This is a genomic window from Vagococcus sp. WN80Y (assembly GCF_059621045.1).
In genome coordinates, this window is sequence record NZ_JCAQHY010000034.1 from 1 (window position 1) to 827 (window position 827).

Consider the following 827-nt stretch of genomic DNA (forward strand, 5'->3'; position numbering starts at 1 on the left):
AATAATTATCACTTAAAAGCAATGCCAGCGAAGATTCCTGCTAATATGGCTGACACAAGAGAGACGGAGACAACGCCTGCGATGATCATTTTAGGCATCATATAGGCGGTTAAATAATCCGCTTCGGCTTGGTCACTGGTCGCGCCTTTGATGGCTTCGGTCGTTAAGGCAAAATTAAAGGGAAAGCCAAGGAAACAGTTCAGACCAATCGCAAAGGTCATGTAAGGCGAGTAACCAAAAAGCTTGCCGAAAAAGTAGGTGGCAAGGAAAATTGCCACTAAAGCAATCACCATCAAAATGACAATTTTAACGATTAAGGCCACCACGACTGACCACGTAGCCAAGGCAAAGGAACTCATAAAGCTGGCAAATAGGGCCAAATTAAGAATGCCTGTCGAGGCTGATTTATCCATGGGCTTGGGTTCGATTAAACCGAAATACCCTAAGATAATTCCCACGATAATCTGGACAATCGCATTATTAAGGCCCGTTACTTGAGTTAGCACTTGGCAGAGATAGCCTAAACAAACTAATAGAGCCAAATAATAAGTCGGAGAGCGGAATCGCTCTGGAACAAGCTCGTATAGCGGACGCCGAGGGGCGTCTGTTGGGCCTTCTTCTGACGTTGTCTCTGTGTCAGAAACGGTTTTAGAAACAGATGAGGCAGTGGTCTCTCGGTACTCTCCCAATAAGCGGTGACTTTCTTTGCCAAGAATCGTCGCCGTTAGTGGGAAGCCGAAAAAGCCGTGCATCACAAAAATCATCATGGCTAGCATGCCTAGTTCGGGCTTGCCAGCTTCGGTGGCGGCGCCTTGCATGATTAGGGC

At 46.8% G+C, this 827-nt stretch carries 1 protein-coding gene; it reads right to left on the bottom strand.

Features of this window, described 5'->3' with window-relative positions; translation table 11 throughout:
* Nucleotides 1-8: 8 nt before the first annotated feature.
* A partial coding sequence (locus AC5KOD_RS02500) for a hypothetical protein (RefSeq protein WP_496912965.1) occupies nt 9-827 on the bottom strand: 819 nt, incomplete at its 5' end.